17 protein-coding genes and 1 riboswitch are annotated in these 19,043 nt (G+C 68.9%); of the genes, 9 read left to right on the top strand and 8 right to left on the bottom strand.

Annotation, left to right across the window (positions count from 1 at the left end; all coding sequences use genetic code 11):
- The 4 genes from AAID08_RS02270 to AAID08_RS02255 all read right to left on the bottom strand — a co-directional run bounded on the left by AAID08_RS02270 (window position 1) and on the right by AAID08_RS02255 (window position 4,208).
- On the bottom strand, window positions 1-1,281 hold the full coding sequence (locus AAID08_RS02270) for a muropeptide transporter (protein WP_081273475.1): 1,281 nt from the start codon (window positions 1,279-1,281) through the stop codon (window positions 1-3).
- Window positions 1,282-1,350: 69 nt separating this feature from the next.
- Window positions 1,351-1,965 carry a methionine biosynthesis protein MetW gene (metW, locus tag AAID08_RS02265; protein WP_054503567.1) on the bottom strand — a complete coding sequence of 205 codons (615 nt, stop codon included), beginning with the start codon at window positions 1,963-1,965 and terminating at the stop codon, window positions 1,351-1,353.
- Window positions 1,962-3,233 carry a homoserine O-acetyltransferase gene (locus tag AAID08_RS02260; RefSeq protein ID WP_054503568.1) on the bottom strand — a complete coding sequence of 424 codons (1,272 nt, stop codon included), beginning with the start codon at window positions 3,231-3,233 and terminating at the stop codon, window positions 1,962-1,964. Before AAID08_RS02260 ends, metW begins: the two co-directional genes overlap by 4 nt.
- A riboswitch (SAM riboswitch) is annotated at window positions 3,223-3,304 on the bottom strand. (Overlaps the previous gene by 11 nt.)
- 148 nt (window positions 3,305-3,452) lie before the next feature.
- Window positions 3,453-4,208, bottom strand: a complete 756-nt coding sequence (locus AAID08_RS02255) for a GntR family transcriptional regulator (RefSeq protein WP_054503569.1) — start codon at window positions 4,206-4,208, stop codon at window positions 3,453-3,455.
- A 182-nt stretch (window positions 4,209-4,390) separates the two neighbouring features.
- On the opposite strand from AAID08_RS02255, the gene AAID08_RS02250 reads away from it, so the two are divergent.
- The 6 genes from AAID08_RS02250 (at window position 4,391) to AAID08_RS02225 (ending at window position 9,794) form a co-directional block, all read left to right on the top strand.
- Entirely contained in the window at window positions 4,391-4,672 is a 282-nt protein-coding gene (locus AAID08_RS02250) for a UxaA family hydrolase (protein ID WP_026385179.1), read from the top strand.
- A 30-nt stretch (window positions 4,673-4,702) separates the two neighbouring features.
- Window positions 4,703-5,878 (top strand): UxaA family hydrolase, encoded by a 1,176-nt coding sequence (locus tag AAID08_RS02245; RefSeq protein ID WP_006386837.1) that lies wholly within the window; start codon window positions 4,703-4,705, stop codon window positions 5,876-5,878.
- A 217-nt stretch (window positions 5,879-6,095) separates the two neighbouring features.
- A complete protein-coding gene (locus AAID08_RS02240; protein WP_054503570.1) occupies window positions 6,096-7,109 on the top strand; it encodes a tripartite tricarboxylate transporter substrate binding protein in 1,014 nt (337 codons plus the stop codon).
- A 13-nt stretch (window positions 7,110-7,122) separates the two neighbouring features.
- Window positions 7,123-8,058, top strand: a complete 936-nt coding sequence (locus tag AAID08_RS02235) for a hydroxyacid dehydrogenase (RefSeq protein WP_054503571.1) — start codon at window positions 7,123-7,125, stop codon at window positions 8,056-8,058.
- Between the two features lie 30 nt (window positions 8,059-8,088).
- A complete protein-coding gene (locus AAID08_RS02230) occupies window positions 8,089-9,096 on the top strand; it encodes an Ldh family oxidoreductase (RefSeq protein WP_116792610.1) in 1,008 nt (335 codons plus the stop codon).
- Window positions 9,097-9,182: 86 nt separating this feature from the next.
- Window positions 9,183-9,794 carry an SUKH-4 family immunity protein gene (locus AAID08_RS02225; RefSeq protein ID WP_054503573.1) on the top strand — a complete coding sequence of 204 codons (612 nt, stop codon included), beginning with the start codon at window positions 9,183-9,185 and terminating at the stop codon, window positions 9,792-9,794.
- 66 nt (window positions 9,795-9,860) lie between these two features.
- On the opposite strand, the gene AAID08_RS02220 is transcribed toward AAID08_RS02225, so the two are convergent.
- From AAID08_RS02220 to AAID08_RS02210, 3 genes are all read right to left on the bottom strand, one after another.
- Window positions 9,861-12,800 (bottom strand): putative Ig domain-containing protein, encoded by a 2,940-nt coding sequence (locus AAID08_RS02220; protein ID WP_395757316.1) that lies wholly within the window; start codon window positions 12,798-12,800, stop codon window positions 9,861-9,863.
- Window positions 12,797-14,260, bottom strand: a complete 1,464-nt coding sequence (locus AAID08_RS02215) for a hypothetical protein (protein WP_156330788.1) — start codon at window positions 14,258-14,260, stop codon at window positions 12,797-12,799. The genes AAID08_RS02220 and AAID08_RS02215 overlap by 4 nt, the downstream gene beginning before the upstream one ends.
- 416 nt (window positions 14,261-14,676) lie before the next feature.
- Entirely contained in the window at window positions 14,677-15,579 is a 903-nt protein-coding gene (locus tag AAID08_RS02210) for an AEC family transporter (protein ID WP_175143724.1), read from the bottom strand.
- 117 nt (window positions 15,580-15,696) lie between these two features.
- On the opposite strand from AAID08_RS02210, the gene AAID08_RS02205 reads away from it, so the two are divergent.
- Window positions 15,697-15,933, top strand: a complete 237-nt coding sequence (locus tag AAID08_RS02205) for a helix-turn-helix domain-containing protein (RefSeq protein WP_054503577.1) — start codon at window positions 15,697-15,699, stop codon at window positions 15,931-15,933.
- Between the two features lie 4 nt (window positions 15,934-15,937).
- Here the strand turns inward: AAID08_RS02205 and AAID08_RS02200 are convergent, their stop codons facing one another.
- Window positions 15,938-16,477, bottom strand: coding sequence for a hypothetical protein (locus AAID08_RS02200; protein ID WP_054503578.1), 540 nt, complete (start codon window positions 16,475-16,477; stop codon window positions 15,938-15,940).
- A 61-nt stretch (window positions 16,478-16,538) separates the two neighbouring features.
- On the opposite strand from AAID08_RS02200, the gene AAID08_RS02195 reads away from it, so the two are divergent.
- Together AAID08_RS02195 and gshA are read left to right on the top strand one after the other, a co-directional pair.
- Window positions 16,539-17,432, top strand: coding sequence for an alpha/beta hydrolase (locus tag AAID08_RS02195; protein WP_175143723.1), 894 nt, complete (start codon window positions 16,539-16,541; stop codon window positions 17,430-17,432).
- 32 nt (window positions 17,433-17,464) lie between these two features.
- Entirely contained in the window at window positions 17,465-19,036 is a 1,572-nt protein-coding gene (gshA, locus tag AAID08_RS02190; protein WP_343718674.1) for a glutamate--cysteine ligase, read from the top strand.
- The last annotated feature ends 7 nt before the right edge of the window (window positions 19,037-19,043 follow it).

The raw sequence follows: 19,043 nt of genomic DNA, 5'->3' as shown, positions 1-19,043 counted from the left end.
TCAGGCGTCGCCGTCCTGCATCATGGCCTCGATGCGGCCGCGCAGCAGATACAGCAGCAACAGCCCCGGCAGCGCGATGACCACCGTCACCAGGAAGAACCCGGGCCAGCCCAGGTGCTCCACCAGTGGCGGCGTCAATGGCCCGGCCAGATAGGTCCGGCCCACGGCCGACAAGGCCGACAGCAGCGCGAACTGCGTGGCCGAGAAACGCTGACGGCACAGGGCCATCAGGAGCCCGACGAACGCCGCCGTGCCCAGGCCGCCGCACAGGTTTTCCAGCCCGACCGCCGCGCCCATCAGCCAGATGCTCTTGGGGCTGACCGCGATCAGCCAGTAGCCCAGGTTGGACACCGCCTGCAGCAGGCCGAACACCATCAGCGAGCGGTACAGCGTCCAGCGCGACATGATGAGTCCGCCGGCCAGCGCGCCGACCACGGTCGCGGCCATGCCCATGACCTTGTTGACCGCGCCGACCTCGGTGGGCGTGTAGCCGGCGCCGCGGATCAGGAAAGTGGTCGAGAGCGCGCCGGCAAAGGCGTCGCCCAGCTTGTACAGCACGATCAGCAGCAGCACCGCCAGGGCGCCGCGCCGGGTGAAGAATTCCTGCAAGGGCGCCGACACGGCCTCGCCCAGGCTGCGCGGCGGCTTGGCCACGTGCTCCGGCTCGGGCGCCCACAGCGTCGCCAGCGCGCACAGCAGCATCAGGCCGCCCATCACCACATAGGTATTGCCCCAGCCGATCCACTGGTCGGCCAGGATCAGCGCCAGACCGCCCGAGACGATCATCGCCACCCGGTAGCCCATGACCTTGATGGCGGCGCCGGCGCCGCGCTCTTCCTTGCGCAGCACGTCGGTGCAATAGGCGTCGAAGGCGATGTCCTGGGTGGCCGACAGGAACGCCACCAGCACCGCCAGCAGGGCCAGCGTCTGCAGCGCCGAAGACGGCGACAGCGTGCCCATGACCATGATCGCCAGCGCCAGCAGCACCTGTGTCACCAGCATCCAGCCGCGGCGCCGGCCCAGCAGCGGCGGCGCATAGCGGTCCACCAGCGGCGCCCACAGGAACTTGAGCGTGTAGGCGGTGCCCACCAGGGTCAGGAAACCGATCTGCTGCAAGGGCACGCCGGCCACCGTGGCCCAGGCCTGCAGGGTGCCGCTGGTCAGGGCCAGCGGCAATCCGCTGGCGAACCCCAGGACCAGCAGGGGCGCGACGCGGGGACTGGTGTAGACGTTGGATACAGCGGTAATGACGGTCTCCTGAAACGGCCCGGCCGGGCGCACGGGCGGGCACGGCGGGCTTGCGGCATTTTAGGCGCTGGCGCCCGGGCCGTCAGCCTGCGTTTCAGAATGTCAGGGCGAAGCGAAGCGGTACACCGCCAGCGTGCTGCGCCAGCTCGGAAAGGCCTTGATCTCGCGCCCCTCGTTGAAGGTGGCGCGCTCCAGGATGCGCAGGCCGAGTTCGCCGGCCAACTGCTCGAAATCGCGCAGCGTGCACAGGTGGATGTTGGGCGTGTTGTACCACTGGTACGGCATCTGGCCCGTCACCGGCATGCGCCCGCGCAGGATGGCCCAGCCGTGCGGCCAGTAGCCGAAGTTGGGAAACGACACCACGCCGTAGCGCGCCACCCGCGCCATTTCGCGCAGGATGTGCTCGGTGCGATGCATCGACTGCAGCGTCTGCGACAGCACCACGGTATCGAATTGCTTGTCGTCGAACAGCGCCAGGCCGTCTTCCAGGTTCTGCTGGATCACCTCGACACCGCGCCGCACGCAGGCGATGACGCAGGTGTCGTCCAGTTCGACGCCGGCGCCGCGCACCTGGCGATGGTCGCGCAGGTGCGCCAGCAGCGCGCCGTCGCCGCAGCCCAGGTCCAGCACCCGGCTGCCGGGTTCGATCCAACTGGCGATGCGCGCCAGGTCGGGACGCAGCGCAACGAGGGCCGGACGGGGAGTCACAGGAGTCATGCGGAGCGTCCTTCGGTCTGGGTGGCGCCGGTCAACGCCAGCTCGCGGGCGATGCGCTCGTAATAGCCGCGCACCACGGCATGGTAGCGCGCGTCGTCCAGCAGGAAGGCGTCGTGTCCGTGCGGCGCGTCGATCTCGGCATAGGTGACCGGGCTGCCGTTCTTGAGCAGGGCGCGCACGATCTCGCGCGAGCGCTCCGGCGGGAAACGCCAGTCGGTGCTGAACGACACCAGCAGGAAGTCGGCCTTGGCCGGCGCCAGCGCGCGCGCCAGGTCGCCGCCGGTCTTGCGCGCCGGATCGAAATAATCCAGCGCGCGGGTGATCAGCAGGTAGGTGTTGGCGTCGAAATAGCGGGTGAACTTCTCGCCCTGGTAACGCAGATACGACTCGACCTCGAACTCGACGTCGTAGCCGTAGCGGTAGGCGCCGTTGGCGGCGGGTTCGCGCTGGGCGCGGCCGAATTTCTCGGCCATGTCGTCGTCGGACAGGTAGGTGATGTGGCCGATCATGCGCGCCACCGACAGGCCGCGGCGCGGCACGGTTTCCTGCGCGTAATAGTCGCCGCCATGGAAATCCGGATCCGTGATGATGGCGCGCCGCGCCACTTCGTTAAAGCCGATGTTCTGCGCCGACAGGCGCGGCGTGCTGGCGATGACCACGCAATGGGCCACGCGCTCGGGCAGCGTGATGGCCCAGCTCAGGGCCTGCATGCCGCCCAGCGACCCGCCCATCACGGCGGCGAAGCGTTCGATGCCGAAGTGGTCCGCGACCCGCGCCTGCGCCTGCACCCAGTCCTCCACCGTCAGCACCGGAAAGGCGGCGCCCCAGGGCTTGCCGGTCTCCGGATTAATGCTGGCCGGGCCGGTCGAGCCGAAGCACGAGCCCAGGTTGTTGACGCCGATGACGAAGAACACGTTGGTGTCGACCGGCTTGCCGGGACCCACCATGTTGTCCCACCAGCCGACGTCGCTGGGGCTGTCGGCGGCCTGGCCGGCCACGTGGTGCGAGGCGTTCAGGGCGTGGCAGATCAGCACCGCATTGCTGCGCGCGGCGTTGAGCGTGCCATAGGTCTCGACCGCCAGCTCGTAGCTGGCCAGCGACTGGCCGCTGAGCAACGGCAGCGGCTCGTCGAAACGCAGGAAGACGGGAGCGACCAGTCCGACGGAACCGGGATCAGCGGCATCGGACTGCGTGAGAGTGGCGGCGGGCAGGGTCGCGAGCGCGGCGCTGGCCGAATCACCGGCCAAATGTTGGGCAGGAGTGGTCATACGGACCTCTTTAGCTGGATTTATTGGAAGGCGCCCGCAAGCGGATCAGGCAAATCGGCGCCGAAAATTGGATAGTGCGGCAGGAATTCTAGCACTGCTGGCGGCGGGGACGGCAAGCGCACGGCGCGGCGGCCGTCGGCGCCCCGATCGCATGGAGGCCGGCGCCGGCAAGCCAGCCCCTTGCCTGCCGCCCGGGCCGGCTCCGGAACGCGCTGGCCCTCAGGCCCCCGCCTCCCAGGGCTCATGGCCCAGGTATTCGTAGCGTTCGGTATTGACGCGCGAGATGCGCCATTCGACCGGCTGGCGGTTGTACGAATAAGCCACGCGCCGGATCTCCAGCAGCGCCGCGCCCTCGGCCACGCCCAGCCAGCGCGCATGGGCGCGGTCCGCCAGGCAGGTGCGCAGGCGTTCGTCGGTGGCGATGACGTTGACGCCGAACACATCCTGGTACAGCGCATACAGCGTGCTGGCGCGCTCGCGCAGGTGCGCCTCGGTCATGCCGGGAAAGCGCGATTCCGGCAGGCAGATGTCATCGACCATGACCACGTCGCCGTTCAGCGACAGCATGTTGAGGAACTCGAACACGTAGGCGCCGGCCGGCAGCCCCAGCTTGTCGCGCGCCTCGGCCGAGGCCTTGACGCGACGAAAGCGCAGCAGCTCGGTGGTCGGGTACGACTTGTGGCCGTCCTGGCGCAGGATGCGGAAGAACTTGAAGAAGTGGTGGTTGCGGGTGTGCACCGCCACATAGGTGCCGCGGCCCTGATGGCGCACCAGGATGTTCTCGGCGGCCAGTTCGTCGATCGCCTTGCGCAGCGTGCCGATCGACACGCCGAAACGCTCGGCCAGGTTCTTTTCCGGCGGAATCGCCTCGCCCTGCTTCCATTCGCCTTGGGCCAGCGCGGCAAGCACGGCCTGCTTGACCTGCTCGTACAAGGGACTGCCCAAAGGCACAGTCGATGACAGGCTGGTGTTCATGGGTGCATCGCAATAAATCCGGGCCTCCAGTGTAGCGGCGCGAGCGGGCCTCGCTCAAGTCATACAATTCATATATATGATTTAGTTGACATGCAAAAAAGCCCGCCCTAAGATTTGCCGGACGTTGTGATCCGAAGCGCCCGCGGCACTCCGCCGCGGCGCTCACCCAGGAGAGGAAGACGATGATTCACGCCGTATTGCACGATGCCAAGGACACGGTGGCGGTCGCCGTGGTGGAAGGACTGACCGCCGGAACGGAGCTCAATGCCTGGATCATGGACGAGGACAAGATCATCCATGTGCGGGCCTCGCAGGACATCCCCATCGGCCACAAGGTCGCGATGAAGGACATGGCCGTGGGCGACACGGTCTACAAGTACGGCGTGGACATCGGCCGCGTGGTCGCGCCGATCCAGGCCGGCCAGCACGCCCACGTGCACAACATCAAGACCAAGCGCTGGTAAGCCGATCCTTCGCCCACACAGGAAACCATCATGTCCGTCATCAATGCTCAGACCACCTTCCAGGGCTACCGCCGCGACAACGGCCGGGTCGGCGTGCGCAACCACGTCATCGTGCTGCCCGTGGACGACATCTCCAACGCCGCGGCCGAGGCCGTCGCCAACAACATCAAGGGCACGCTGGCCCTGCCCCACCCCTACGGCCGCCTGCAATTCGGCGAAGACCTGGAACTGCACTTCCGCACCCTCATCGGCACCGGCTGCAACCCCAACGTCGCGGCGGTGGTGGTGATCGGCATCGAGGAAGGCTGGACCAAGCGCGTGGTCGATGGCATTGCCGCCACCGGCAAGCCGGTCATGGGCTTCAGCATCGAACTGCACGGCGACCACGACACCATCATGCGCGCCTCGCGCTGCGCCAAGGAATTCGTGCACTACGCCACCGCCCTGACCCGCAGCACGTGTCCGATTTCGGACCTGTGGGTCTCGACCAAGTGCGGCGAGTCCGACACCACCTCGGGCTGTGGCGCCAACCCCACCGTGGGCAACGCCTTCGACAAACTCTACGCGCTGGGCTCGACGCTGGTGTTCGGCGAAACCTCGGAGCTGACCGGCGGCGAGCACATCGTGGCCGAGCGCTGCGCCAACGACGCCGTGCGCGAACGCTTCATGTTCATGTTCGACCGCTACCAGGCCATGATCGACCGCTGGAAGACCAGCGACCTGTCCGAATCGCAGCCGACCAAGGGCAACATCGCCGGCGGCCTGACCACCATCGAGGAAAAGGCGCTGGGCAACATCCAGAAGATCGGCAAGCAGTGCCGGGTCGACGGCGTGATCGACAAGGCCGAGATTCCCGACGGCCCGGGCCTGTGGTTCATGGACTCGTCCTCGGCCGCGGCAGAGATGGTGACGCTGTGCGCGGCCTCGGGCTACGCCGTGCACTTCTTCCCCACCGGCCAGGGCAACGTCATCGGCAACCCGATCCTGCCGGTCATCAAGATCTGCGCCAATCCGCGCACGGTGCGGACCATGTCGGAACACATCGACGTCGACACCAGCGGCCTGCTGCAGCGCGAGATCGACCTGAACCAGGCCGGCGACAAGCTGCTCGAATGCATGCTGGCCACCGCCAACGGCCGCTGGACCGCGGCCGAGGCCCTGGGACACCGCGAGTTCGTCCTGACCCGCATCTTCGAAAGCGCCTGACGGCGCCGGCGCGGCGCGCTCCGCTATGCGCGCCTGCCGCAGCGGTTTCATCGCGGCGCGCGCCGACCGTGCGCGCCGCGGCAGCACACGGCGCCCGCGCCGTGCCGCAGTTCCCTCGCAGCACACGCACAAAAGCATGCAGACCCGGGCGCAAGCCGCCACGGCAGCACAGGCGTAAGCATTCCTACCCGGGCGCCACCCCCAAGGAGGAAGACAGATGAATCGCGAGCAACACCCCCCGATCGACGACGCGCAGCGCCGCCGCGCGCTGGCCGCCCTGGGCGCGGCCGGCCTCTGTGCGCTGGCCCCTTGGCGCCAGGCCCTGGCGCAGAAAGGCGCCTGGCCGGAACGGCCCATCAATTACGTCGTGCCGTTTCCCCCGGGAGGCCTGACCGACGTGGCAGCGCGCCAGGTCGGCAAGGCGCTGAACGATGCCGAACGCTGGAACATCGTGGTCGAGAACCGCCCGGGCGGCAGCGCCAACATTGGCGCTGCCCACGTCTCGCACGCCGCGCCCGACGGCTACACCTGGCTGGCCATCACCCTGTCGCACGCCGCCAACGCCACGCTGTTCGCCGGCAAGGCCGGCTACGACCTGACCCGCGACCTGGCGCCGGTGGCCGGCCTGGCTTCGTCGCCCATCATGGTGGTGGTCAACGCCAAGAGCCCGATCAAAACCATGGACGACCTGGCCCGCGCGGCTGCCGCCAAGCCGCTGGCCGCCGGCTCCAGCGGCAATGGCACGCCGCCGCACCTGACGCTGGCGCTGTACCAGAAGCTGACCGGCGCGCCGCTGATGCACGTGCCCTACAAGGGCGGCGCGCCGTCGCTGACCGACCTCATCGGCGGCCACCTGGACGTGGTGTTTTCCAATTACCCCGAATCGCTCGCGCATGTGAAGAACGGCTCGCTGCGCGCCCTGGCCATCACCACCCGCGCGCGCAGCGCCGACCTGCCCGACGTGCCCACGGTGGCGCAGGCCGGACTGCCGGACTTGATCGTGGAGAACTTCACCGGCGTGATGGCACCGGCCAGCACGCCGCCGGAGCTGGTGCAGCGCATCGGCGAAGCCATCGTCAAGCAGGTGTCGCAGCCCGCGATGCAGCAGGCGCTGCTGCAGTTGGGATTCGTGCCGCAGCCGCGCGGACCGGCCGAGTTCGGCAGCTACCTGCGGTCGGAGGTCGACCGCTGGGCCAGGATCATCCGCGACGCCAACATCCAGATCGCCTGACGCCGGAGCCGCCATGCACGTGCTTATCTCGGAATTCATGGACGCGCCCGCGGTCGACGCGCTGCGCCAGCGCTTCGACGTGCGCTACGCCCCCGACCTGGTGGACCAGCGCGACGCCCTGCTGCGCGCCGCCGGCCAGGCCGACGCCCTCATCGTGCGCAACCGCAGCCAGGTGGACGCGGCCTTGTTGGCGGCCGCGCCGCGGCTGCGGGCGGTCGGCCGGCTGGGCGTGGGGCTGGACAACATCGACCTGCCCGGCTGCGCGGCGCGCGGCATCCAGGTGGTGCCGGCCACCGGCGCCAACGCGCGCGCGGTGGCCGAGTACGTCATCGGCACGTTGCTGGCGCTGCTGCGCGGCGCCTACGGCGCCAGCGCCGCCGTGGCCGACGGCCAATGGCCCCGGGCCGCCCTATCGCAGGGGCTGGAGGCGCACGGGCGCACCCTGGGCGTGGTGGGTTTCGGCGGCATCGGCCAGTTGACCGCGCGGCTGGCGGCCGGCCTGGGCATGCGCATCGTCGCCTGCGACGCCGCCCTGCCGGCGACCCATCCCGCCTGGGCCGAAACCTGCGCCACGCGGCTGGAACTGGACGACCTGCTGGCGCAGGCCGACGCCGTCACCCTGCACGTGCCCCTGACCGCCGGCACCCGCCATCTGCTGGACGCGGCCCGCATCGCTCGAATGCGGCCGGGCGCGGTGCTGATCAACACGTCGCGCGGCGGCATCGTCGACGAGGCCGCGCTGGCGGCGGCCTTGCGCGGCGGCCGCCTGGGCGGCGCGGCCCTGGACGTGTTCGAACAGGAGCCGCTGCCGGCCGGCGGCCCGCTGGCCGGGGCGCCCAACCTGATCCTGACCCCGCATATTGCCGGCTTGACGCAGGAAGCCAACACCCGCGTTTCCGACATGGTGGCCGCCGGTGTGACAATAGCGCTTACCGGCGGCGCCCAATGAAACGCGGCGCGCCTCGCTGACAGGAAGGATATGGCTCACATCTATCTGGACGAACTTCAACACCTGGCCGCGGCCAGCCTGGCCGCCGCGGGCGCCAACCCGGCCATGGCCGACAGCACCGCCCGCGCGCTGGTCTTCGCCGAAAGCCAGGGGCTCAGTTCCCACGGCCTGTCGCGCGTGCCGTTCTACGCCGGCCACCTGCGCACCGGCCGCGCCATCGGCAACGCCGTGCCGCGCATCGTGCACGAGCGCGGCGGCGCGGCGCTGATCGACGCCGGCTCGGGCCTGGCGTTCCCGGCATGCGCGCTGGCGGTGGCCGAAGCCGGCCGCCGCGCGCGCGAACACGGCGTGGCCTTCATCGGCGTGGCCAACAGCCACCATTTCGGCGAGGCCGGCTACCATCTGGAAGCGCTGGCCGATGCCGGCCTGGTGGCGCTGGCGCTGAGCAACTCGCCCGCCGCCATGCCGGCCTGGGGCGGAAAGCGTCCGCTATTTGGCACCAACCCCATCGCCGCCGTCTTTCCGCGTCGCGGCGGCGGCCGCATCGTCATCGACCTGTCCTTGTCGCAGGTGGCGCGCGGCAAGCTCATGATCGCGGCGCGCGACAACCAGCCGATCCCGCTGGGCTGGGCGCTGGACGCCGACGGCCAGCCCACCACCGATCCCAAGGCCGGCCTGGCCGGCAGCATGCTGCCCGCCGGCGGCGTGAAGGGCGCGATGCTGGCGCTGATCATCGAGCTGCTGGCCTGCGCCCTGACCGGCTCGCACTTCGGTTTCGAGACCGAGTCGTTCTTCGTCGACGCGGGCGGCCCCGCGCGGCTTGGGCAGGCCTTCATGGCCATCGACCCGGGCGCGCTGGCGGGCAACGAGGCCTACCTCGAACGCGTCGAGACGCTGGTGGCAGCCATGCTGGAAGACGACGGCGTGCGCCTGCCCGGCGACCGCCGCCGCAAGCTGCGCGACGAGGCGCTCAAGCACGGCGTGGAAGTCCCAGAAGCGCTGATGGCACAGTTGCGCGCCATGTCGGGCGTGGCCTGAATATTCCCCGGCGGTGGCTTGCCCGGCGGCCGGACGGGCCCCGCCCACTGCCGACCCGACGCACTTCGACCTGCTCGCCCTTCGCTATGACCGATGACGATCTGGCCGGCCTATATGCCGGCGGCGCCACCCACCTGGACGCGGCCACGCTGGCGACAGCGGGCCTCGATCCCTCCAGCCGCGCCTGGCTCGCCGACCACGGCCTGCCGTTGCGGCCCGAGCCCGCCATCCCCCTGCTGGAGTTCGTGCCGCCCCGCATGCACGCCGGCGGCAACGCCGCCGTCCTCGTGATCGCGCGCGAACCGTGGGCCGACGCGCTGTGGATAGGAATCGCGGCGGATGGCCGCGTGGTGACGGCAGGCGCGGACGGGCCACCGATCCTCATCAACAGCCGCATCACGCATTTCCTGCATTTCCTGGCCGCGTTCCAACGCTTCCAACGCGCGGCCAGCCGTGACGATGCGGGGCCCCGCGTGTACACCCAGGCCGAGATGCAGGCCCGACTCGACGCGTTGCGCCAGGGCCAGGGCCGGCGCGCGAGCCCGCCCGCCTCACGAGCACCCGCCACGCCGGCCCTTGACCGCCCTGCCGCGCTGCGCCGGCTCGAGCAGGCCTGGCGCGACTGTGATGCCGCCGCCCTGGCCCGCGGCGGTTGGTGGCTCCGTATCCGGGAACAACTGCGCGACGGCCTGCTGTAGCCTGCCGCACCCCGCCGCCGGTCGAACTCCCGGGGCAAATGGCCCTACCTCTACGGAGTCAACCGCTCAAGGCCAGGTGACCGTGAAAATCTTGTTCACCGCATGCCCGGCCGCATCGGTCACGGTCACTTTTATCGCCGACGACATGCCCGGCGCAGCGCCGGGTCGGACCCGCAGGTTCCGCGGAGCGCGGCTGTCCGTTCCGGCTTTCGTGAATTCCAGCAGGTCGGCAACGCCCAATGCTGCCGTCATGGCGACATCGCCGACCCCGCCAGATACCGTCACGAAAGAATCGAGCGTCACGTCGGGCTCTCCCACGGCAGGTCCAGCCAGGGCGTCCGAGGTGAGTTGCACGGCCAGCGCCGGCGCGATCTCCAGGTTGAAGAAGGCCGAGGTCGGCACCGCCTCCACCAAGGGGTCCGAGATCGCGACGGCAAAGGTATTGGAGGGCGACACTTCGAGCGCCGTACCGGTTATCTCGCCGGTCGTGGAATCCATCGTCAAGCCGGCCGGCAAGCCGCCATGGAGCATGCGGTACTCAAGCTTCCGTCCGCCCGCGCCCCCTCCCTGCACAGGGCTGTAGCTGACGGCGTCGCCAATCATGTAAGCCTTGACAGGCACCCGCACGTTCGCGGTGGGCCGCTCGAACGCCAGCAGGCCGAAGCGCTCCTGCACCGTGTGCGCCGGCGAGGCGGTATCGCTGATAGTGACGGTGTAGCGCGCAATGTTGGTGTCCAACTGCTCGACCGTCGGGGTGCCCGAAATGACGCCGGTCGCCCGATCCATCGTCAAGCCATCCGGCAGGGGCGGCGCCACGTCGTACGATAGCGGCCCGACGCCGCCCGACGCCGTCACTGGCGCATAGGCCGTCAGCGGTTCGTTCAAGGCCTGCGTGGTGTACGGCTGGTTGAGCGCGGCCGCCAGGTTGCCATGCACCGCGAGCGTGAAGGTGGCGGTGACGGTCTGCAAGGGATCGGCGCTGTCGGTCACCGTGACCGTGTATTCCGTGGCAGGCGACACCGCGATCGGCGTTCCGGGGACATTCTTGATCTTGCCGTTCCGCTCTTCCATTTGCAGCCCGTCCGGCAAAGGGGGCTGCACGCTGAAGTGGAGCAGGCCCAGGCCGCCCACGGCATTGACCGGGGCCTCGTCGACGATTGCGGCGTCGACCATGATGGAAACGGCCGGCTTCACCGTGGCCGCCGTCAGCGCCGGTACGACCAGCAGGGAAAAGGTGCCCGTCGCCGAATGCTCCGGCATGGCGCTGTCCGTCACGGTGTAGGTATATGTGGCGAGCAAAGACGGCGTGGTCGTGACCCCGGTGATCGCGCCGGTTCCCGCGTTCAGGGCCAGGCCCGCCGGCAGTGCCGGCGTCACGCTGTAGCGATACGGAGGCACGCCGCCCCAGGTGAGGGCCGGCGTATAGGAAACCGTGTCATGTACCCGATGTACTTCGCCGGCGTTGGGTACATTGGTCTGGAGGATCGGAAAAACCCGGAGCGAGAAGGCCGAGCTGGCCCTCTGCCCAACGCTGTCGCTGACAGTGACGGTGTAGACGGTCTCGGCAGACTCGCCCACGGCGGAACCCGAGATGCCGCCGTCGCTTGCATCCAGGGCCAAGCCTGCCGGCAAGGCAGGTGAAATCTCGAAATGGCGCGCGCCGACACCCCCGGAGGCCTCGACGGGAGCCGCGACCGTCACGGGGTCCCCCGCCGTCACGGAGATCGCATCGACCCGGCTCGTCACCGAGATCGTCTCACCAACCTCCATCATGAAAGAGGCCGTGACCGTATGCGCCGGCGAATCGCTATCGGTGACCGTGACCGCGTACGTAGTCAGAGGCGCTACCGCGACGGCGGACCCCGTCAGCATGCCAGTCGCCTCGTCCAGCGCCAGCCCTGCCGGCAATGCGGGGGAAACGGAATAATGAAGCGCTCCCACGCCGCCCGCGGCGGTCACCGGCTGATAGCTGAGCTCGCGGCCGACGACGGCGTCCGTCGTCCCCGAGGGAGTGGCGACCGCTGTCAGCAAGCCCCTGATCTCCAGCGTGAAATTGGCGCTGACCTCATGCGAGGGCGAGGCCCCGTCAGTGACCGTCACGGTGTACTCGGTCCGGGGCGATGCCATCGCGGCGGATCCCGTGATGGCGCCGGTCGACGCATCCATTGTCAATCCGGCCGGCAGCGCCGGGGCGACCGCATACCCGAGCGTACCGATTCCCCCCACGGCCGACACCGGCGTGTCATTGAGCGGATCACCCGCCTGCGCCACCCAGGTGGCACGATTGACGGTGGAGAGCAAGGCTGCCCCGATCGCCAGGCTGAACCGGGCCGTGGCGGCCCCCGGCGGCGTGCCGCTGTCGGTCACTGTCACCGTATAGTCGGTCAGTGGCGACGGGACGAGGGCGCTACCCGTCACGGCGCCGGTTTCCACGGAAAATTCCAACCCCGCGGGCAAGGCGGGAGTGACGGCGTAGTGCAACTTGCCAATACCTCCGCCGCCGCTCACCGGAACCACATCGGCGCCGACCGCTACGCCGACCAGCCAGCTTCGCGACGTGAAATTGGCGCTGGCCGACAGCGGCCCGGCCACCGTCACCTGATAGCTGCCGGCGCCTGCCTCGAACCCGGGCAGGTCGGCCGCCTGCGTGGCGGAGATGGTGGCGGAGCCCGCCGCCACCGCGGTGACCGTGCCATCGGCGGCAACGCGCGCGATGGCGTCGTCGCTCGAACGATAGGTGATGGCGCCTTTGCTGGCCGGCTGGTCGCTGAGTGCCGGGTTGCCGACGGCATCCCCGACCGTCAGCGTGACGGACGCCTGCGCGAAGCCCAGCCGCGGCGTGACGGAGACCTTTTGCACGACCACGCTGATCACGCTCAACCGCGACTGCGCGACGGCGAGGTCGACCCAGGCCAGGGCGAGGACCAGGCAGGCCCCCGTCAGGGTGTAGAGCGCCAGGTAGAACGGCGTCTTGAGAAATTGGACGATCTTCTTGCGGTTTGTCATTTCCGGCCCACCGTGATCTTGACGTTGTAGGCGGACGTGGTGGCGTCGGTGACGCGCACCAGGTATTCATCCGTTGCCGTGGGAACCGGCAGCCTGGGCAGGTCCACCACGAGCTGCTCGGGCGCCACCGAAAACTGCGGCGAAATGCCGATGTCGGCGCCGTTCTTCTGCACCGACGCCAGGACCAGCGCGCCGCTGCCGACGGCGATGGTGAGTCGTTGGCCATCGGCGCTGACCTCGGCGCCGGGCGGCAAGCCGGCCTTTTCGACGAAGACTTCCCGCACCCCGGTACGGTCGACCTTGGCCAGGAAGGTCTGTGGAATGCGGTCCGGACGCGTGATGGCCTTGTCGAGCAAGCGGGCGCCGGTGTATTGCTGCATCGACTCGCGCAGCGCCAGCGAGGTATCGTCGGCCGTATGGCGTGACGGCGAAATCAGTTTCATCAGGTCGACGTAAACCATGACCGTCTTGCTGTTGAGCGCGCCATCGCGGCCGCGCGACATGCCGAACGACAGGCGCGCCTTGTCGCCCGACAAGCTGGCGATCAGATCGCGCGACACGCCGGTGGATACGCGCATGTCGAACAGGTAGTCCTTGTAGAGCGCGAACTTCACGCCGCCGGAGAGATAGGGACGATGGCGGCTCTCGACCGAGCCGTCGCCCATCGGGTAGCGTTCGTGTTCCAGGCCGAGCGACGAGCTGAGCACCAGCGAGGAGGACGGCGCGTATTGCAGGTCCACGCTGGCGCCGTACAGCCGGCCGGTGGAGATGCGGCGCGGGTCGTAGAGCACGCGGGTGTAGTTGGCGTAGTCCTCGAGCACCGTGCGGCTCGACAGGTCGTTCCGGCTGTGCGCCCGCGCGCCCCAAGCGGACGCGCCCAACGCATGCAGGCCAAGGCCAGACTCGGGCGTGAACAGGCGGCGCGCCGACAGCACGCCCGCCAGTTGCGTGACCGGCACGCGCGCGCTGCCGGAATCGAAATCGAACGACGGCCGGCCTTTCATCAGCGACACCGCGGCGTCGAATTCGTATTGCTTGCTGGCGTCGACGAAAATGCCGCGGCCAATCAGTTCGCGCTGGTATTCACCGAGCTGCATGCTCGCGCCGAGGGCGAAACGATCGGTGATGAGCCGGGCGTATTCGATGCGGCCGATCGGCGCGTTGTCCATGGCGCCGCCGCCGACCCGGAACCGCGAATCGGGCGTGGACAGCGCGAAGGAATCCCGCCCCAGCGACACGGTGCCGTCGCCCACGGGCACGGTCAGGTTTGGATTCGACGCGCCCATGCGCGTGCCGGTCGCCGCGGCCATCATGGGATTGCCCCGGGCATCGCGCCGCGCCTGCTCGGCCCGCGCGGATTCCTGCAGGAACGACGCGAAGGCCCGTTCGAGTTCGCGCTTGTCGCCGGCTTGCGGCGCCGGCAGGTCGGGCAACCCGCCCGCCGCGGCAGGCGTGGTCAAGGCGAAGGCCGCGGCCAACGCCAAGAGGACCCGCACGTAGTGGCGGGACCGAAGCCCGTCACAGTCGACGGAGATCTTGCGAGGAGACGATTCCGTATTGGGATGGGGCGCCCGAGGGGCGATGGGCTTCCGCAAGGAAACGGACTGAGGCATCTTGATATTTCCAACATCGGCCGTGGCGATGTCGCCGGAACCTGAATCACGAGGAATGCGTTGATTCTAGGTATCTGGAAGGGGCGAAATGACCGCGCGGCCGACACACAAAATTAATTGAGTGAATCGACCATCACGGTCAATTGGACTAGCAAAATATCCGAATGCCTGCGGCGAAAGAAGCGCGCGCCCTCTAGAATCGGACGGCCAGAATGCGCAATCGTCAAAGGGCGAAAATCAGCGCCGGAAAATGACACCAGGGGTCACATTCCGGCGGCGCGGCTGAACCAGAGCATCAGCGGCGCCAACAGCAGGAACACCACGGTGGACACCAGCACCGCGCCGGCGGCGGTGTCGCCCATGTCCGTGTAGCGCTTGGCGTACATGTAGCTGACCACCGCGCACGGCATGGCCATCTGCAGCGTCAGCGCGCCGGCCAGCACCGGCTCCAGATCGAGGATCCACACGATCGCCAGGCCCGCGCCCAACCCGGTCACCAGCCGCATCGCCGCCACCTTGGCGCCGTCGCGCACGCCGTTGGCGGGGATCAGCGCCAGCGCGTGGCCCAGGCTCAGCAGCATCAGCGGCACCGTCACCGCGCCCAGCATGCGGGCGGTCTCGATCAGCCAGGCCGGCACCGGGATGTGCAGCGTGCGCATGGCGACAGCCACCACCGAGGCCAGCAGGATCGGACTTTTCCAACTGCCCTTGGTGTTGACGCCAGGCAGCAGCCGCACCGCGATGGTGTGCATGACGAAGGAATTGACGGCGAAGAACGCCACCGCCACCGACAGGCCGGCATCGCCGAACGCCAGTTGCGAGATCGGCAGGCCCAGGTTGCCTGCATTGGGCAGGAACGCCGTCGGCAACAGGGTGCGCACCGGCAGGCGGCCCAGCTTGAGGAGCAGGGCGCAAACCAGCGCGCACAGCAGCAGCGCCAGCAGCGTGGCGGCCGCCACGTCGGCCAGCGCGCGGTCGTCCAGGTGGGTCGTGACGAAGGTGTGGAACACCAGCGCCGGCGTGGTGACGGACGTGACCAGCGTGGTGATGAAGGCGCCGCCGAACGGCAGGTCGCGCTTGCCCCAGAAGACGCCGATGCCGACGCACGACAGGAGCGGCAACATCAGCACGATGGCCGACAAATAGAACTGCGCGATGGCCAGCATCCGTTTATTCCGTCAGAGATTCAAAGGGCGATACGCAATGGCATCATCGCTTGTCCACGGCCGATGGCCGGCCGGAACATGGGTTGTCTTTTGCCAGGAACCCGCGTCCCCGCCGCCATGTCCGCCGACCCCATTCTCGTCGCCCCGCTTGCACCGCTCAGCGTCCGGCTGTCGCCGCGCGAATCGGCTTCGCTGCTCTGGAGCGCCGCCGGCAAGACCAGTTGGGAAACCGCCCGCATCCTGGACATCAGCGAAAGCACCGTCAATTTCCATTTGCGCAACGCCTGCCGCAAGCTGCAGGTGCGCGGCCGCCGCGCCGCGGTGGCGGCGGCGATCCGGCGGGGATTGGTGTGAGCCGTCACGGCTTGACCACGACCGACCTCAGGAATTCACGCGCCCGCTCCTGCGGCAGGCTGGCCTCGGTGCCCGCCGCCACCGCCTCGATCAGCATGGTGTCGGTCACCCACACCCGCGCCCGCAGCCAGCCGGGCTTGCCCATGGCCTTGCCCTGCACGTCGATGTCCTGCCCGTAGGGCGGCCACTCGGTGGGCGGCGGCGCCTGCATGTTGACGTACAGCGAACGCATCAGGGCCATGCCCAGCGCCTGCCTGGCCACGGGATCCGCCGCGATCTCCGGCGGCAGGGGCGCCGATCCGATCGCGAACACCGCCTCGCCAACGGTGGCCGTGGCCAGCGTGAATGACAGCGTATGGGTGTCCAGCCGCAACTGGCGGGTCTCGGTCTGCACCCGGTTCGGGAACGCCGCCCGCACCCGGCCGTCCGCCACGTCCACTTCGCGCCAGTTGTAACGGGGCGAGCAGGCGCTGACCAGCAGGGCCAACACAACAATCGGCCCGGCTTTCTTGAACATGAAACGAAACAGCGATGAAATCGTCATTACCGTAAAGACCCCACGGTCTTTTCATTTCGAGGACAGCCCCAAATTGTCGCCGATTTCGATGACCCCAGCGCCCGACGGCACGCCCCTGGCCAATTACGTGTGGTCCGCCGCCCCGAATGTGCCCTCGCCCGTGATCGGCGCGGGCACGCCCGGCATCTACCTGCTGCATGGCCTGAGCGAGCATGCCGGGCGCTATGACCGGCTGGCGCGCTGGCTGGCCGCCCGCGGCTGGACCGTGGGCGCCCATGACCATCGCGGCCATGGCCGCTCCGGCGGCCGGCCCGCCACGCTGGCGCGCCAGGAGGACCTGGTGACCGACGCCGTCGCACGCCTGGCCGACTGGACCGCCGCCCACGGTCGCCCGCCGATCCTCCTGGGCCACAGCCTGGGCGCCCTGGTGGCGGTGCGGATCGCGCTGCAGCGGCTGGCGCCGATCGACGCCCTGGTGCTCAGTTCGCCGCCGTTCGTGGTCAACGTGCCGCTGTGGGTGCGCCGCACCCTGACCTGGATGTCCCTGCACGCGCCCGACCTGCGCGTGCCCCACGGCCTGGCGCCCGCCCGGATTTCGCACGACCGGGCGGTGGTCAAGGCCTACCGGTCCGATCCGCTGGTGCGGCGCAGCATGACCGGCCGGCTGGCCCGCTTCGTCGATGACGGCGGCCGCGATTCCCTGCGGGAAGCCCACCTGCTGGCCTGCCGCACCCTGCTGATGGTGGCCGGCGACGACTCCATCGTGGCGGCCGAGGGCAGCCGCCAGTTCGCCCAGCGCGCGCCCGCCGAATTGCTGACATTGCGCTGGTACGACACCGCCTGGCACGAGATTTTCAACGAAACCGCCCCTATTGCCGACCCGGTCTACGCCGACCTGGACGAGTGGCTGGCGCGCACCGCCGCGCAATTGTCCCTGTCCCCAGTACTGGCTCCCTCGGCAGAGGAGGCCAGCACCCCGTAAAATCCGGCGACAGACCCCATCGAGAAGATTCCGTGACTGATACCGCCGCCCAACGCCTCTCCCGCCTGGAGGCCAACCGCTCGCTCCTGACCCAGACCCTGAGGGGCATCGAGAAAGAAGGCCTGCGCGTCGACGAGCAAGGCATCCTGGCCCGCACGCCGCACCCGGCCGGGCTCGGTTCCGCGCTGACCAACGAACACGTCACCACCGACTATTCGGAATCGCTGCTCGAACTGATCACCGGCACCCACGACAACGTCGACGCCCTGCTGGCCGAGCTGACCGCCACGCATCGTCACGTCTACAGCGTGCTCGACCACGAGCTGATCTGGAACCAGTCGATGCCGGCCACCCTGCCGCCCGAGGCCGACATTCCCATCGCCTGGTATGGCACGTCCAACACCGGCATGCTCAAGCACGTCTACCGCCGCGGCCTGGCCGAGCGCTACGGCAAGACCATGCAATGCATCGCCGGCGTCCACTACAACTTCTCGCTGCCCGAAACGCTGTGGTCCGTGCTGGACACGCAGCCCGGCACCGACCAGGACCGTCGCTCGCGCGGCTACATCGGCCTGATCCGCAATTTCACGCGCTACTCCTGGCTGCTGATGTACCTGTTCGGCGCGGCGCCGGCGCTGGCGCGTGATTTCCTGCGCGATGGCGAACACGGCCTTCAGCGCCTGGGCGACCACACCCTGTACCTGCCCTACGCCACCAGCCTGCGCATGAGCGACCTGGGCTACCAGAACAAGGCGCAGTCGCAGCTCAAGCTCTGCTACAACGATCTCGACACCTTCCTCGGCCGCCTGTACGACGCGGTCACCCAGCCCTGGCCCGACTACCAGAAGCTCGGCACGCATCGCAACGGCGAATGGATCCAGCTCAACACCAATGTGCTGCAGATCGAAAACGAGTACTACTCCAGCATCCGCCCCAAGCGCGCCACCGGCCGCTGCGAGCGCCCCATCACCGCGCTGGCCGAACGCGGCGTGCAGTACGTGGAAGTGCGCTGCCTGGACATCAACCCCGAATCGCCGGTGGGCATCGACGCCGACACCAGCCGCTTCGTGGATGCCTTCCTGCTGTTCTGCGCCGCCTCCGACAGCCCGTTCTTCCCCGCCAACGGCTACTGTCAGCGCAGCGCCGACAACTTCGCCACCGTGGTCAAGGAAGGCCGCAAGCCCGGCCTGCAACTGGACCGCGACGGCAAGGCCATCGGCCTGGCGCAATGGGGCCAGGAACTGCTGGACCAGATCGCGCCGTACGCGGCCCTGTACGACTCGGCCCTGGGCGGCAGCGCCTATGCCGACAGCCTGGCCGCGCAGCGCGCCAAGCTGGGCCAGCCCGACGCCACGCCGTCCGCGCGCCTGCTGGCCGCGCTGACCGACAGCGGCGAATCGTTCCACGACTATTCGCTGCGCCAGAGCCGCGCGCATGCGCAGGCGCTGCGCGCCCAGCCGCTGCCGGCGGACGTGGCGGCCGAATACCGCCAGGCCGCGCTCGACTCCAGCGCCGAACAGCGGCGCATCGAGCAAGCCGACGACGTCGATTTCGACACCTACGTGGCGCGCTATCACGCCGCGCTCAAGGCGCCGCGCAAATAAGGCGTAT

The organism is Achromobacter sp. EB05 (genome assembly GCF_044232075.1).
Classification (GTDB): domain Bacteria; phylum Pseudomonadota; class Gammaproteobacteria; order Burkholderiales; family Burkholderiaceae_B; genus Achromobacter; species Achromobacter dolens.
Note: the sequence above shows the minus strand (reverse complement) of the source record. Positions and strands in the feature narration are given on the sequence as shown.

Excerpts from the sequence above, each read along its gene's own strand:
- AAID08_RS02220 (WP_395757316.1), bottom strand. The coding sequence starts at position 12,800 with ATGACAAACCGCAAGAAGATCGTCCAATTTCTCAAGACGCCGTTCTAC.
- AAID08_RS02255 (WP_054503569.1), bottom strand. The coding sequence starts at position 4,208 with ATGAACACCAGCCTGTCATCGACTGTGCCTTTGGGCAGTCCCTTGTAC.
- AAID08_RS02230 (WP_116792610.1), top strand. The coding sequence starts at position 8,089 with ATGGCTCACATCTATCTGGACGAACTTCAACACCTGGCCGCGGCCAGC.
- AAID08_RS02235 (WP_054503571.1), top strand. The coding sequence starts at position 7,123 with ATGCACGTGCTTATCTCGGAATTCATGGACGCGCCCGCGGTCGACGCG.
- AAID08_RS02245 (WP_006386837.1), top strand. The coding sequence starts at position 4,703 with ATGTCCGTCATCAATGCTCAGACCACCTTCCAGGGCTACCGCCGCGAC.
- AAID08_RS02200 (WP_054503578.1), bottom strand. The coding sequence starts at position 16,477 with ATGACGATTTCATCGCTGTTTCGTTTCATGTTCAAGAAAGCCGGGCCG.
- metW (WP_054503567.1), bottom strand. The coding sequence starts at position 1,965 with ATGACTCCTGTGACTCCCCGTCCGGCCCTCGTTGCGCTGCGTCCCGAC.
- AAID08_RS02225 (WP_054503573.1), top strand. The coding sequence starts at position 9,183 with ATGACCGATGACGATCTGGCCGGCCTATATGCCGGCGGCGCCACCCAC.
- AAID08_RS02260 (WP_054503568.1), bottom strand. The coding sequence starts at position 3,233 with ATGACCACTCCTGCCCAACATTTGGCCGGTGATTCGGCCAGCGCCGCG.
- AAID08_RS02205 (WP_054503577.1), top strand. The coding sequence starts at position 15,697 with ATGTCCGCCGACCCCATTCTCGTCGCCCCGCTTGCACCGCTCAGCGTC.
- AAID08_RS02240 (WP_054503570.1), top strand. The coding sequence starts at position 6,096 with ATGAATCGCGAGCAACACCCCCCGATCGACGACGCGCAGCGCCGCCGC.
- AAID08_RS02195 (WP_175143723.1), top strand. The coding sequence starts at position 16,539 with ATGACCCCAGCGCCCGACGGCACGCCCCTGGCCAATTACGTGTGGTCC.
- AAID08_RS02210 (WP_175143724.1), bottom strand. The coding sequence starts at position 15,579 with ATGCTGGCCATCGCGCAGTTCTATTTGTCGGCCATCGTGCTGATGTTG.
- AAID08_RS02250 (WP_026385179.1), top strand. The coding sequence starts at position 4,391 with ATGATTCACGCCGTATTGCACGATGCCAAGGACACGGTGGCGGTCGCC.